The 14,370-nt window shown below is 65.5% G+C and carries 9 protein-coding genes; 7 read left to right on the forward strand and 2 right to left on the reverse strand.

Translation table 11 applies throughout. The annotated features are described in order from the left end of the window. Positions 1 to 2 precede the first annotated feature (2 nt). Complete coding sequence (locus IFT60_RS19610) at positions 3 to 599, reverse strand: 3'-5' exonuclease (RefSeq protein WP_192054721.1); 597 nt, start codon at positions 597 to 599, stop codon at positions 3 to 5. Positions 600 to 612: 13 nt separating this feature from the next. Beyond that, complete coding sequence (locus IFT60_RS26650) at positions 613 to 1,068, reverse strand: ProQ/FINO family protein (RefSeq protein ID WP_374001187.1); 456 nt, start codon at positions 1,066 to 1,068, stop codon at positions 613 to 615. A gap of 724 nt (positions 1,069 to 1,792) precedes the next feature. On the opposite strand from IFT60_RS26650, the gene rpoD reads away from it, so the two are divergent. From rpoD to IFT60_RS19650, 7 genes are all read left to right on the forward strand, one after another. Continuing rightward, the gene (rpoD, locus tag IFT60_RS19620; RefSeq protein WP_192054726.1) at positions 1,793 to 4,522 is read left to right on the forward strand and encodes an RNA polymerase sigma factor RpoD; all 2,730 of its coding nucleotides are present in this window, start codon (positions 1,793 to 1,795) and stop codon (positions 4,520 to 4,522) included. A 268-nt stretch (positions 4,523 to 4,790) separates the two neighbouring features. Beyond that, a complete protein-coding gene (locus tag IFT60_RS19625; protein WP_192054728.1) occupies positions 4,791 to 5,519 on the forward strand; it encodes a gluconate 2-dehydrogenase subunit 3 family protein in 729 nt (242 codons plus the stop codon). Positions 5,520 to 5,529: 10 nt separating this feature from the next. Next, on the forward strand, positions 5,530 to 7,305 hold the full coding sequence (locus tag IFT60_RS19630; RefSeq protein WP_192054730.1) for a GMC family oxidoreductase: 1,776 nt from the start codon (positions 5,530 to 5,532) through the stop codon (positions 7,303 to 7,305). A 16-nt stretch (positions 7,306 to 7,321) separates the two neighbouring features. Next, positions 7,322 to 8,704: a c-type cytochrome gene (locus IFT60_RS19635; protein ID WP_192054882.1), complete on the forward strand. Its 1,383-nt coding sequence runs from the start codon at positions 7,322 to 7,324 to the stop codon at positions 8,702 to 8,704. Between the two features lie 488 nt (positions 8,705 to 9,192). Next, positions 9,193 to 11,076 carry a methyl-accepting chemotaxis protein gene (locus IFT60_RS19640; protein ID WP_192054732.1) on the forward strand — a complete coding sequence of 628 codons (1,884 nt, stop codon included), beginning with the start codon at positions 9,193 to 9,195 and terminating at the stop codon, positions 11,074 to 11,076. Positions 11,077 to 11,150: 74 nt separating this feature from the next. Then, complete coding sequence (locus IFT60_RS19645) at positions 11,151 to 11,957, forward strand: transporter (protein WP_192054735.1); 807 nt, start codon at positions 11,151 to 11,153, stop codon at positions 11,955 to 11,957. Positions 11,958 to 12,133: 176 nt separating this feature from the next. Next, positions 12,134 to 14,323 (forward strand): family 10 glycosylhydrolase, encoded by a 2,190-nt coding sequence (locus tag IFT60_RS19650; protein WP_192054737.1) that lies wholly within the window; start codon positions 12,134 to 12,136, stop codon positions 14,321 to 14,323. Positions 14,324 to 14,370 lie beyond the last annotated feature (47 nt).

Raw genomic sequence — 14,370 nt, forward strand, 5'->3', positions numbered from 1 at the left:
GCTCATGTTGGTGGGTTGGCCCGCCAGTGGCGATACAGCTTGAGCGCCACATGGGCGTCGTCCGCCGCATACTGGATCTGCTGTGGCGACAGGCGCGGCAGCGCCCAGTTGGTGGTGGTGATGCGTTTCGACTTGGCCAGGCGCTGGCCGAAGAAGCGCGCCACCGCGGTTTTCGCGCCCAGCGTGTTGCGCTCGCCGCGCCGGCGCAGGGTGGTCGACAGGTCGACCACGTTCTGCGTCTCGATGCCGAGCTTGCTGCGCAGACGGCGCAAATCGTCGCCCAGGCCGAAGCCCACTTTCAGGATGTCCGGGGCTTCCAGTACTGCGCGCAGCAAATCGACGCTGGCCGGGTCGGGCCGGGCGCCGATCTGGAACAGGTAGGCGGTGCTGTCGGTGGCCAGCTGCACCAGGTGCGGACCGGTCGATTCCTCGCCTTTGGCGAAGGTCGGCTTCGATTCGGTATCGAAGCCGACCACGTCGGTGCCTGTGAGCGCGGCCAGGGCGGCGGCGGCCTCGGCCTCGGACTTCACCAGCACCACGTCCGCCAAGGCAATGCCATTGTAGGGCGGCAGGTCTTCCTGCTCCGCGACTGAACTCATCGGGTCCTGCAAATCAGCCGCGCGAGAATTTCGAGGCGAGCTGCTGCAGCTTTTCCTGGCGCAGGCGCGCCGCTTCCGCTTCGGCGGCCGCCGCCTTTTCAAGCTTCTTGCGCTCGGCTTCTTTCTTGAAGCGCAGTTGCAGCTGTTCCTTGGCGTGCAGGCGGTGGGTGTCGGTCACTTCCGCGCCGGCCACGCCGTCGAGGTCGTAGCGCACGGTGGCCTTTTCCATCGCGCGCAGGTAGCGCATCGAACCGGTGTGGATGCCGAGCGCGGCGCGCATGGTCTTGCGGTCGAGGCCCGGGATGCGCGACAGCAGTTGCTTGTCGATGCCGATGGCGAGCGGCAGGCAATCGCGGAAGGCCGGGAATTGCTGCTGCAACTGCTTGAGCAGGGCGCGTGCCGACGGGGCGGGCGCGCCTGGCGCCGCGGCTGGCGTGCCTTCAGCGCTCGTCTCGGGCGTGTCGGCCAGCGCCTCGACTGGGGTCGATTGCGCGTCGCTTTCCTGCGCGCCCTGCTGGGTCGTCGCCTCCGTGTTCGGGGTATCGGCTGGGGAAGGGGGGGTGGCGTCGACAGATTCGGCGGCAGAACTAATGGGTTTCATTGACTTCATGGTAATAACAGGAATCCGAAGGATAGCATGCTGGCTCGCACTAGTGCGCTGCCAATCGTGTGACTTCTGCCGAGCAGGCGAGGTTGAGCGGTAGGACGGTCAGTGACGCACGATGAGCGCAAGCCCGCGCTCCCGTTCGCGAAATCGTGTATGATCCGCCTCTTGCCTTGCGCACGGCTTGCGTCGGCGCAGACGGACTTGAGAGTCGTCGTGGACTAAAAAACAACAATATGTGGTTTGCTTATATCGCTTATCCGATATATCAATTATCACCAATTCTTGCCTTAAGGCATAATGTTGCCTGTCCCGTCTCTTCAATCCGACCGAGATAGATGCAAGCCCGTTTCAGCCAACGGGCTTTTTTTCGTTTTGACATGCATACCGCGATCCTGACCACTGCCTCTTTTCATCCTGCCTCTTCCGCATCCGGCCGCGCCGCATGCCGCAGGTGAAGATGCGCTTGATTCAGGCTTGACCGTCCTGATATAGGACCCTTCCCGATACCCTTAACTGCGGCGCGTTTGAAGCCGTGGTGACCATTTGACCTCGCAGGCGCGCACCCGCCTCGACAGGAGAGTTTTTCATGAAGAACACCGCCAAGACACTGACATTGACAGCAAAGAAAGCGCCGGTCAAGAGCACCACGGCCCAGCTGGCAGTGCCTAAAACCGCGACCTCCTACTTCCTCGAAACGGAAGCGGCGGCCAAGGTAACGGTGGTCAAGACCCGTTCGCGCCTGGCGACGCTCAAAGCCCAGGCCGATGAGATCCTCGCGGCCGGCGCCGCCATGGCTGCGGCCGAGCCGGCCCCTGCGCCGGTCGCCGTCGAGCCGGTCGCCGTTGCACCGGCTCCGGCCGCGCCAGCGCCGGTTGAAGTCGTTGCCGAGCCGGTGGCCGAGTTTGCCGACGCCGCACCTGCAGCCGAATTCGCAGCCGAAGCCGACCAGTACCAGGTCACCGCCGCGGCCGCGCCTGGGCCGGTCCCCGCGCCGGTGCCAGTGATCGTGCGCAAGCGCGGCTCGAAGCTGGCCGCCCTGAAATCGGTCGAAAACGCCGAAGCCGCAGTGCCGGTCGCCGCAACCGCCGTCGCCGCTGCGCAAGCCCCTGCGCCGGTTGCAGACGAGGCACCGAAAGTGGTCAAGGCGCGCGTCGCCCGCCGCATCGAGCCGCAATCGACCGTGATCCAGACCGCCGGCAGCTCGGTCAGCAAGACCACCGACGCCGCCACGCTGGCCGCGATCGATACCACCGGCTACCTGCTGCCGCAAGTGAAGGTGCCGGGCCGCCGCGGCCGCAAGCCAAGCGAATTCACGCCCGAGAACGACGAAGTGGCGGCGCTGAACGCCGTCGAACGCGCCGAACTGAAGGCCGTCTCGAAGGCGCGCGAGCGCAAGGCCAAGGGCATGCCCTCGCTCGGGACCGAAACCGGCTTCTCGGAGGCGGAACTCGAAAAGCGCCGCACCCAGCTGCGCAACCTGATCAACATGGGCAAGGAGCGCGGCTACCTGACCCATGCGGAGATCAACGACCACCTGCCGGAAAACATCATCGATCCGGAAGCGATCGAAGGCATCATCGCGACCTTCAACGACATGGGCATCGCCGTCTACGAGCGCGCGCCGGAAGCGGAAATGATGCTGCTGTCGGATAACGCCGTGACCCCGACCAGCGAAGACGAAGTGGAAGCGGCCGCCGCGACCGCGCTGTCGACCGTCGACTCCGACTTCGGCCGCACGACCGACCCGGTGCGCATGTACATGCGCGAAATGGGCGCCGTCTCGCTGCTGACGCGCGAAGGCGAGATCGAAATCGCCAAGCGCATCGAGCAGGGCCTGAAGGACATGGTACAGGCGATCTCGGCCTGCCCGACCACGATTTCGGAAATCATCACGCTGTCGCACAAGATCGCCGCCGACGAAATGAAGATCGACGAAGTCGTCGACGGCTTCGTCGACCACAACGACAGCGCGCCGGCCCCGGCCGCCGCGCAAGCCAAGGCCGCCGCGTCGGACGAGGACGAAGAAGAAGAGGAAGAAGTCGAAGAGGAAGAAGACGGCGACGCCGCCGGCGGCGCGGCCGGTTACTCGACCGAGCAGCTGGCGCAGCTGCGCCGCAGCGCGCTGGAAAAATTCGCCCTCATCGAAGAGCAGTTCGACCGCATGGGCCACGCGTTCAAGACCAGCGGCTACGGTTCGCCGGCCTATGAAAAGGCGCAGGAAATCATTTCGAACGAGCTGCTGGGCATCCGCTTCACCGCGAAAGTCGTGGAAAAGCTGTGCGACACCCTGCGCGGCCAGATGGACGAAGTGCGTTCGATCGAACGCGCCGTGCTCGACATCTGCGTGAACCGCTGCGGCATGCCGCGTGCCCACTTCATCAAGGTCTTCCCGGGCAACGAGACCGACCTGGAATGGGGCGACCGCGAAGTCGACTGCGCCTATCCGTACAGCGCCGTGCTGGGCCGTAACCTGCCGGCGATCAAGGAACTGCAGCAGCGCATGATCGACCTGCAGGCACGCGTGGCGCTGCCGCTGGCCGACCTGCGCAAGATCAACAAGCAGATGGCGGCCGGCGAGAAGCGCGCCCGCACCGCGAAGCGCGAAATGACGGTCGCGAATTTGCGTCTGGTGATCTCCATTGCTAAAAAATACATCAACCGCGGCCTGCAATTCCTCGACCTGATCCAGGAGGGCAATATCGGCCTGCTGAAGGCGGTCGACAAGTTCGAATACCGTCGCGGCTACAAATTCTCGACGTATGCGACGTGGTGGATCCGCCAGGCGATCACGCGCTCGATCGCGGACATGGCCCGTACCATCCGCGTGCCGGTGCACATGATCGAGACGATCAACAAGATGAACCGCATCTCGCGCCAGATCATGCAGGAAACCGGCAGCGAGCCGGACCTGCCGACCCTGGCCCTCAAAATGGAAATGCCGGAGAACAAGGTTCGCGAGATCATGAAGATCGCCAAGGAACCGATTTCGATGGAAACCCCGATGGGCGAGGACGGCGATTCGCAACTGGGCGACTTCATCGAGGACAACACCACGCTGGCCCCGCTGGACGCCGCGCTGCATGCCTCGATGCGCAACGTGATCAAGGAAGTGCTGGACTCGCTGACCCCGCGCGAAGCGAAGGTGCTGCGCATGCGTTACGGCGTCGAAATGTCGAACGACCACACGCTGGAAGAAGTGGGCAAGCAGTTCGACGTGACGCGCGAGCGGATTCGCCAGATCGAAGCCAAGGCGATGAGCAAGCTGCGCCAGCCATCGCGTTCGGACAAGCTCAAAACGTTCTTGCACGACAAATAAGCCATCATTGGCTTGTCGAACATGCCGCCCGGTCGCTGACCGGGCGGCATTTTTTTTGCCCGTTCATTGTAGGGATAGGCCACAAAAGCGCATGCCTATTGTGGATTTCCCGTAGTCCGTCGCACGGGCGCAACCGTCGTCGATTCAATTTGTTTCTGCAATGTATCCGTTTCCACCCATAGCTCATTTCCATGTAGCATCACGCCCTTTTTCACGTTCCCCCATCGCGACCCGCCCGCGCAGGCGCGCGCATTACCAGAGAACCTTTATGTCTGACGATACCAAATCGCCCTCCCGTCGGAGCCTGATCAAGAGCCTCGTGTTCATGCCGATGGGTGTCGGCGTGGCCGGCGCGCTGCAGAGCTGCGGCAAGGCCGGAGCCACGGCCGCCGCCGGCGCGCCCGAAGGCAAGCCCGATGCCTACACGCCGAGCTTCTTCAACGCGGCCGAATGGGCCTTCCTCGGCGCCGCCGTCGACCGCCTGATCCCGCACGACGAACACGGCCCCGGCGCCATCGAATCCGGCGTGCTCGAATTCCTCGACCGCCACATGAAAACCCCGTACGCGAATGGCGGCATCTGGTACATGCAGGGCCCGTTCCTGGAAGCGCCATCCGAGTTCGGCTACCAGGGCAAGCTGCCGCTGTGCGACATCCTGCGCGTCGGCATCAAGAGCATGGACGCGTATTGCGTCAGCAGTTTCTCCGGCAAGAAGTTCGCCGACCTCACGCCGGTCAAGCAGGACGCGCTGCTCAAGGACATGGAAGCCGGCAAGATCAAGCTGGCCGACATCTCGTCGAAGCTGTTCTTCAGCAGCCTGCTGAACGAAACCCGGAATGGCTATTTCGCCGACCCGAAACACGGCGGCAACAAGAACATGGGTGCCTGGAAGATGATCGGCTACCCCGGCATGCGCGCCGATTACCTCGACTGGGTCGAGGTGCGCGACAAGCCGTACCCGATCGGACCGGTGGACCTGGCAGGACGCAGAGGATAAGGAACAGAACATGGCAATCGCAAAAAACAAAGTGGACGCCGTCATCGTCGGCATGGGCTGGACCGGTGCCATCATGGCCAAGGAACTCACCGACGCCGGCCTGAGCGTGGTCGTGCTCGAGCGCGGCCCGGACCGCGACACCCAGACCGACTTCGCCTATCCGCGCGTGGTCGATGAACTGGAAGGTTCGATCCACCGCAAGTACCTGCAATCGCTGGCGCAGGAAACCGTCACCATCCGCCACGGCGTGAGCGACACCGCGGTGCCGTACCGCCAGATGGGTTCGTTCAAGCCGGGCACCGGCGTCGGCGGCGCCGGCAGCCACTGGTCGGGCTGCCATTTCCGCGCGCTGCCGGAAGACTTCAAGGTGCGTTCCAACCTGGAGCAGCGCTACGGCAAGAACTTCATCCCGGCCAACATGACGGTGCAGGACTTCCCGGTCACCTATGAAGAGCTGGAACCGCACTTCGACCATTTCGAGTACGTGTGCGGCACCTCGGGCAAGGCCGGCGTCATCAACGGCAAGCTGATCGAAGGCGGCAACCCGTTCGAAGGCTCGCGTACGCGCGACTTCGCGCTCGGCCCGAACCCGAACTACCTCGGCGCCGAACTGTTCTACAAGGCTGCGCGCGAGATGGGCTACAACCCGTATCCGATCCCGGCGTCGAACGCCTCGGCGCCGTACATCAACCCCTACGGCTGCCAGATGGGTCCGTGCAACGCCTGCGGCTTTTGCTCGGACTACGGCTGCCTGAACTATTCCAAGGCGAGCCCGAACATCTCGATCCTGCCGGTGCTGCGCGGGCGCGAGAATTTCGAGCTGCGTACCCACGCCCAGGTACTCAAGGTGAATCTCACCGCCGACAAGAAGCAGGCCACCGGCGTCACTTACCTCGACGCCCAGGGCCGCGAAACCGAACAGCCGGCCGACCTGGTGCTGCTGTGCGCGTTCTCGCTGTTCAACGTCCACATGATGCTGGTCTCCGGCATCGGCACCGCCTACGATCCGGTAACCAAGACCGGCAACGTCGGCAACAACTACTCGTACCAGAACCTGAACCGCGTCTCGCTGTTCTTCGACGAGACTGTGCAGGCCAACGGCTTCATCGGCATCGGCGGCGGCGGCACCACTTTTGACGACCTCAACGGCAACCGCAACGATTCGTCGAAAACCGGCTACATCGGCGGCGGCATCATCTGGGCGCGCCAGCCGGGCGCCGGTCCCGTGCGCGGCATCGCCACCGCGCCGGGCGTGCCGAACTGGGGCAGCGAGTGGAAGAAGGGCGTCAAGGAAGCCTTCCGCCATTCGTTCTACTACGAAGTGCAGGGTTCGTGCATGTCCTACGACGATGCCTACCTGAGCCTGGACCCGACCTACCGCGACGCCTTCGGCCGACCACTGCTGCGCATGACCTTCGACTGGCACGACAACGAGATCAAGGCCTCGCAATACCTGGTCGAAAAGGCGACCGACATGTGCAAGGTACTGGGACCGAAGGCGATGAAGGGCGACGCCAAGAAGGACGGCACGCACTACAACATCACCCAGTACCAGTCGACCCACACCTGCGGCGGCGCGATCATGGGCGCGAACCCGAAGACCTCGGCCCTGAACCGCTACCTGCAGTCGTGGGACGTGTCGAACGTGTTCGCACCGGGCGCCAACGCCTTCCCGCAAAACAACGGCTACAACCCGACCGGCATGGTCGGCGCGCTGACCTACTGGTGCGCCAAGGCCGTGCGCGAGCTGTACCTGAAGAACCCGGGCCCGCTGGTGCAGGCATAAGAAGAAAAGGATGACCATGAGTTCCAAGAAAAAAATCCTGATCGGCGCCGTCGGCGCAGCCGTGCTGGTGTTCGCCGGTGCGCTCGGCTACGCGTTGACGCCGACCGAGACGCGCGACATCGGGCCAGGCCCGGTGCTCGCCGCTAACTCCGCGGAAGAACAGCAGATGATCCAGGCCGGGCGCTACATCGCCGTCGCCTCGGACTGTATCGCCTGCCACACGACGCCGGGCGGCAAGCAGTTTGCCGGCGGGCGCGGCATCGAGTCGCCGATCGGCACGATGTACAGCTCGAACATCACGCCGGACAAGAAGACCGGCATCGGCAGCTACAGCCTGAACGACTTCGACCGCGCGCTGCGCCACGGCATCCTGCCGAGCGGCGCCACGCTGTACCCGTCGATGCCGTACCCGTCGTACGCCAGGATGACCGACCAGGACGTGCGTTCCCTGTACGTCTACTTCATGAAAGGCGTGGCGCCGGTCGAAGCCGCGAACCGCGGCACCGACATCGCCTGGCCGCTGTCGATCCGCTGGCCGCTGTCGATCTGGCGCAAGCAGTTCGCGCCCGCCGTCGCGCCGGTCGACATGGGCAAGTATGCCAGCGCCGAGATGGCGCGCGGTGCTTACCTGGTGCAAAGCCTGGGCCACTGCGGCAGCTGCCACACGCCACGCTCCGCCACCATGAGCGAACTGGCGCTGGACGAATCCGGTCCGGCCTACCTGTCGGGCGGCACGCTGATCGACGGCTGGCTGGCCGTCAACCTGCGCGGCGACAAGGCCGACGGCATGGGCAACTGGAGCCAGAAGGACATCGTCGACACGCTGAAGGGCGCGCGTAACGCCCACAGCGCAGTGGTCGGCAGCCCGATGGCCGACGTGGTCTCGCACAGCACCCAGCACATGACGGATGCCGACCTGAACGCGATGGCGGTCTACTTGAAATCGCTGCCGGCATCGGGCGGCGAAAAGGCGACGTTCGTGGCCAATGACCAGACCGCGAAAGAGCTGTTTGCCGGCGTGCAGAAGGGCCGCGGCGCCGAGCTGTACCTGGACAATTGCGCGGCCTGCCACCGTACCGACGGCAAGTCGAACGCGATCGTCTTCCCTGCGCTGCCGGGCAACCCGACGGTGCTGGCGCAAGACCCGAGCTCGCTGATCCGCGTGATCCTGGCCGGCAGCAAGCTGCCGTCGACGAAGACGGCGCCGTCGGACCTCGGCATGCCGGCCTTCGCCTGGCGCCTGTCGGACCCGGAAACCGCGCAACTGGCGACTTTCGTTCGCCAGAGCTGGGGCAACAACGCCCCGGCCGCTACCGGAGCCCAGGTGGCCACGGTGCGCAAGTCGGTCGACCACGAAGTCGCCAAGGCCGGCCACGCCGTTGCGCTCGAATCGAAGTAAGAAATCGATAACGCCGGCCCTGCCGGCGACCGCAAAAAGCCGCCCGGGCCACTCGCCCCGGCGGCTTTTTTATTTCAGGAACGATGCACAGGCCCGTAAGGTGGGCGGCTAGACCCATGAAGCATGCCTAGCCGCTGCATGGGTGCCGCCCACGCGTTCAACCACACTCGGAAACCTCGCGACAGATCACCGGCTGGCTGAACGCGTGGGCGGCGCAAACGCTTGTGGCTTGCAAACTGTAGAGGTATAGCCGCCCACCTTACAGGTCTCGGGCGCCCATTGCCATTGCATGTTTTATATCCAACCTCTCCCGAATCCGACCAAATCACAACAGTTCCTTAAAACTGTATAAACACTTCCCGCCAAACCGGTTGACGCCCCCGCGCGTGCACGGCGAAGATGCGACAAGGAAACATTTCCACACATTCTCACAGCGACTTCCCATGCCCGCCCAATTCCTCCGCCGCGCCTCCATCCGGACCAAGCTCATGCTCAGCATGGCCGCCTGCCTGCTGCTGTTCCTGCTGATCTCGTCCACTCTCAGCGTCGCGCTGACCGGCAAGGGCTTGCACGAGCGTGCCGTCGAGGGGGAGCTGCCGGCCGTCGTCAGCGCCATCCGCAACGATATCCTGCGCCAGGTCAGCGGCCCGGTCACCGCTTCGCTCGGCGTGGCCCACAACAGTTACCTGCATGCCTGGGAGCGCGACGGCCTGGCCGACAGCGGCCTGGATGCCTGGCGCGCCTACGCGGCCAAGATGAAGGCGCTGAACAAGGCGGTGACCGTGTTCTGGGCGTCGCCGGCCCAGATGAAGTTCATGGACGAGACCGGCCTTTCCTACATGATGGAAAAGGGCAGTCCGCGCGACGCCTGGATGGATGCCTTCCTCGCCACCGGCAAGCCGTATGAGCTCAACCTCGACCCCGATCCGAAGACAGGCGAAATGAAGCTGTTCATCAATGCCCGCGTCGACGCCGGCGCGGGCAAGCTGGCGGTGGCCGGCCTGGGCTTGTCGGTCAAGGCGATGGCCGACGCGGTGCGCGCCCACAAGGTAGGCAAGTCGGGCCACGTCTTCCTGGTGCGTCCGAACGGCGCCATCGTCCTGCACCGCGACCCGGCACTGGCCGACGGCGAGCACAACATCAAGGACTTGCCGGGCTTCGGCGCAGCCCTGGCAGGCACGCTGTTCGACAAGCGCGGCTTCGTCCACGCCAGCCACGACTCGCCGCTGGGTACCCTGATCGTCGCCTCCTCGTACATGCCGGAACTGGACGTGTACGTGGTCGCCGAAGTGCCGGAAGCGGAAGTGCTGGGCGACCTGGCGCGTTCGGCGACCATCGCCGCGCTGGTGGCCGGCGTGGTCGGCGGCGGCATCGGCATGTTCGTCATCTTCCTGGTCAGCCGCGCGATCGCGGCGCCGGTGGCGCGCGCCGCCGCCATGCTGGGCGAAATCGCCGACGGCAAGGGCGACCTGACGCGGCGCATGCCGGTCGAATCGGGCGACGAAGTCGGGCTGCTGGCCGACGCCTTCAACCGCTTCGTCTCGTCGCTGAACCATACGATGAGCGAAGTGCGGCGCAGCAGCCATGCGATCGCCGGCGCATCGAGTGAAATCGCCGCCGGCAACATGAACCTGTCGCAGCGCACCGAAGCGCAAGCGTCGAGCCTGGAAGAGACGGCCGCCGCCATGGAGGAGCTGACCTCGACCGTGCGCCAGAACGCCGACAACGCGCGCCAGGCCAATACCCTGGTGCTCTCGGCCAGCGAGCAGGCGCAACGGGGCGGCGACGTGGTGGGCGAAGTCGTCACCACGATGGGTTCGATCACCGCCAGTTCGCGCAGGATTGCCGACATCATCGGTGTCATCGATGGCATCGCTTTCCAGACGAATATCCTGGCGTTGAACGCGGCCGTGGAAGCGGCGCGCGCCGGCGAGCAGGGCCGCGGCTTTGCGGTGGTCGCCAGCGAGGTGCGCAACCTGGCGCAGCGCTCGGCCGCCGCGGCAAAGGAAATCAAGGAGTTGATCGACGACTCGGTCGGCAAGGTGGAGGCGGGCGCACGCCTGGTTGATACCGCCGGTGCAACCATGACTGGCATCGTGCAGGCGGTCGGCCGGGTGGCAAGCCTGATGCGCGAGATCGATGCCGCGAGTACGGAGCAAAGTCAGGGCATCGGTCAGGTCAACCAGACGATCGCGACAATGGACGACGCTACCCAGCAGAACGCGGCCCTGGTCGAGGAAGCGGCGGCCGCCGCCGGCGCGCTGGAAGAGCAGACGGCGACGCTGGCGCGGGTGGTGGCCGTGTTCAAGCTGGAGGAGGGCGCAGCGCAAGGGGAGAAGCGCCATTTGCTGGCCGCTCCCGCTACCGTCTGAGCCATGCAATCGGACTGGCCGGGCACGTTCGGCAGTTGTAAGATCGAACATTGCCCTGTCATCCCGGAGTATGCATGTTTCGACCGATCGCCCGTTGCTTCCTGCTGTTGACCATCGGCTGTGCCGCGGCGCAGGCCCAGGAAAAAGGAGGGCAGATCGTCAGCGACCGCCCCGACCTGGTCGAAACGAGCGAAGTCGTCGGCAAGGGCAGGGTGCAGCTCGAGACCGGCGTGCTGGTCGAGCGTGAACGCGGCGACGGTGGCGGAAGCGGCGGCGCACGCACCTATTCAATGCCGACCCTGCTGCGCGTGGGGCTGGGCGAGTCGCTCGAAATGCGCATCGAGACCGAGGGGCGCACCATTCGCCACAGCCGCGACACGGAGAGCGGCGAACGCAGCACCGTCGCCGGCTATGCCGATACCGCGCTGGGGCTGAGCTGGCACGTCCTCGACGGCGACGGCATGCGCCCCTCGCTGGGCGTGCTGGTCGACGCCGAGCTGCCGACCGGCTCGCGGCGCCTGCGCGGCGAAGGCGTGCGGCCTTCGCTGCGGGTGGTGGGCGAATGGGCGCTGCCGGGCGAGCTGGAACTCGGCCTGATGCCGGGCGTCGCCGTTGAAAGCGATGACGATGGCGGCCGCTACACCTACGGCATCTTCGGCGCGGTACTGGAAAAGGCCTTCAGCGAGCGCCTGCACGGCTTCGCCGAAATCGCGCTGCCGCAGATCGCGCGCAGCCGCCACGGTGGCACCCAGGCGCGCTTCGACGTCGGCGCGGCCTGGTTCGTTTCAAGCGACTGCCAGATCGACACCATGTTTTCGCGCGGCCTGAACGACCGCACGCCGTACGCCAGTTTTACGGTAGGGCTGTCGATCCGGCGCTGACCGGCCTGCGTCATACATACAGGTTATGCGACACGCCAGCAATTTCATTGGTTGGCCCGATTTGGCGCGCGTAACCTCTTAAAAAGATGGCAACGCCGGGGCGCTTGGAGAGGCGCCGTGGGACCGCCACTGGCGCATTCGCACGGGTGCGTTCAACCTCGCAAAAAACACACGACATGAAAAAACTTTTGCTTGCCGCGGCAGCCTGCATGCTGGTCGCCGCATTGACACCCGTGGCGCACGCCGATGTCCAGGAAGCGTCACCCAAGCGCGAACTGCGCGGCGTCTGGATCAGCACCCACCTGAGCCTGGACTGGCCGAACCGCACCCAGACCCCGGTCCAGCAACGCGACGCGCTGGCCGCCATCCTCGACCACAACGTCGCCACCGGCATGAACGCCGCCTTCCTGCAGGTGCGCAGCCAGTCCGACGCCATGTACCCGAGCGACCTCGAACCCTGGTCCTACTATCTCACCAACAACCAGGGCAGCGCCCCGGCTCCGAGCTGGGACCCGCTGCAATTCGCTATCGACGAGTCGAGGAAGCGCGGTCTCGAATTCCACGCCTGGATCAATCCCTACCGCGCGGTGGCGAATACCGCCACCGAGAACACGCCGGGCCAGTATGCGGCAACCCACGTCTCGCGTACCCATCCCGAATGGATGCTGACCGTTGGCACCGTCAAGATCCTGAACCCGGGCCTGGCCGCCGTGCGCGATCACGTCACCAATGTGATCATGGACATCGTCAACTGCTACGACGTCGACGGCATCCACTTCGACGATTATTTCTATCCTGCCGGGACCATCGCCGACGATGCCGCCTATGCGCTCGACCCGCGCGGCTTCCCGGCGACGACCGCCGGCCGCGCCGACTGGCGCCGCGACAACATCAACCTCTTGATCGCCGGCGTCAACGCGCGCATCCGCGCCGTCAAACCCTGGGTCAAGTTCGGCGTGTCGCCCTCGGGCATCTACCGCAGTTCGACCGACCCGGCGGTCGGCTCGCCCACCTCCGCCGGCGCCAACCAGCATTTCGTGACCAATTTCGCCGACACCCGCACCTGGCTGCGCGAAGGCTGGGTCGACTACCTGGCGCCGCAGGTCTACTGGTACATCGGCCAGACCGGTTCCGACTACAAGCTGCTGGTGCCGTGGTGGAACGAGAACAGCTTCGGGCGCCATATGTACATTGGTCTCGCCGACTACAAGATGAACACCGCCGGCTGGCTCGATCCGAAGCAGATCGCCAACCAGATCGCACTGAACCGCGCGCAAACCCACATCGCCGGCCAGATCCACTTCCGCCACGCCTTCCTCGCCGCCGATCCGCTCGGCTACCGCACCGACCTGCGCCAGAACGTGTACAACCGGCCGGCGCTGATCCCGCCGATGCCGTGGAAGAGCGAGATCAGGCCGCCCGCACCCGCGAACCTCGCCGCCAGCGCGGGCGAGAATGCCGTCGTGCTGGCCTGGGCCCCGGCCGCGGACACGCGCGACGAGCTGGAAAAGGTGCGCCAGTTCGCGGTGTACCGTTCGCCCGAGCGCGCCATCGACCTCGAGGCCGCGCAGAACCTGCTCGGCGTGACCCACGGCGCCGTCAACGCCTTCGCCGATACGGGGGCCGGACCCGGGCAGTATTACTACTACACGGTCACCGCGCTGAACCGCCTGAGCCAGGAAAGCGCGCCGGCGAACGTGGTCAGCAACGACTTCGAAGCGCCGGTCGTGCGCACCCGCGACGCGGCGCTGACGCTGGCCGGCGGCACGGCGACCCTGCAGCCGGCCGCTATCGACGGCGGCAGCAGCGACAACTGGGGCATCGAATCGCTCGCCGCTTCGCAGACGACGTTCAGCTGCAGCGACATCGGCGCGCGCCGGGTCGTCCTCACCGCCGTCGACAAGGCCGGGCTGAGCGCCTCCGCCGAAGCCACCGTGAACGTGCTCGGGCGTGTGCCGCAGCCTTCGATCACTGTGGGCCGGCTGGATGCGACGCCGACCGGCGCCGGCGCGAACACCATCGTGCTCGGGTATGGCGCGCAGAGTCTGATCCTGACGGCGGCCGATGCCGGTGCGGGCACCGGCTTTGCATGGACGGCGGCGGCTGGCCTCGCGGCGAATGGCGCCGCCGCGACCTTCACGCCGACCGCCGCCGGGACCTATGCGTTCACGGTGCAGGCGACGGGCGAGAACGGCTGCCCGGCGGTGGCCAGCGTGACCGTGCCGGTGATCGACGCGCGCTGCGGCGACGGCAAGGTGGCGGTGTGCCACAAGCCGGGCAAGGGCAAGGACTGGAACGTGTGCGTGGCGCCCAGCGCGGTGCAGGCGTTCATCAACCGGGGGGAGACGCTGGGAACTTGTAATTGACCGGTAGGGTGGGCGGCTGAACAGGTCTGTCTGCGTCTACGCGACAA

It is taken from the genome of Massilia sp. CFBP 13721 (genome assembly GCF_014842025.1).
GTDB lineage: Bacteria > Pseudomonadota > Gammaproteobacteria > Burkholderiales > Burkholderiaceae_D > Telluria.

Coding starts and splice junctions, on each gene's coding strand:
- rpoD (WP_192054726.1), top strand. CDS start 1,793: ATGAAGAACACCGCCAAGACACTGACATTGACAGCAAAGAAAGCGCCG.
- IFT60_RS19630 (WP_192054730.1), top strand. CDS start 5,530: ATGGCAATCGCAAAAAACAAAGTGGACGCCGTCATCGTCGGCATGGGC.
- IFT60_RS19625 (WP_192054728.1), top strand. CDS start 4,791: ATGTCTGACGATACCAAATCGCCCTCCCGTCGGAGCCTGATCAAGAGC.
- IFT60_RS19610 (WP_192054721.1), bottom strand. CDS start 599: ATGAGTTCAGTCGCGGAGCAGGAAGACCTGCCGCCCTACAATGGCATT.
- IFT60_RS19645 (WP_192054735.1), top strand. CDS start 11,151: ATGTTTCGACCGATCGCCCGTTGCTTCCTGCTGTTGACCATCGGCTGT.
- IFT60_RS19640 (WP_192054732.1), top strand. CDS start 9,193: ATGCTCAGCATGGCCGCCTGCCTGCTGCTGTTCCTGCTGATCTCGTCC.
- IFT60_RS19650 (WP_192054737.1), top strand. CDS start 12,134: ATGAAAAAACTTTTGCTTGCCGCGGCAGCCTGCATGCTGGTCGCCGCA.
- IFT60_RS19635 (WP_192054882.1), top strand. CDS start 7,322: ATGAGTTCCAAGAAAAAAATCCTGATCGGCGCCGTCGGCGCAGCCGTG.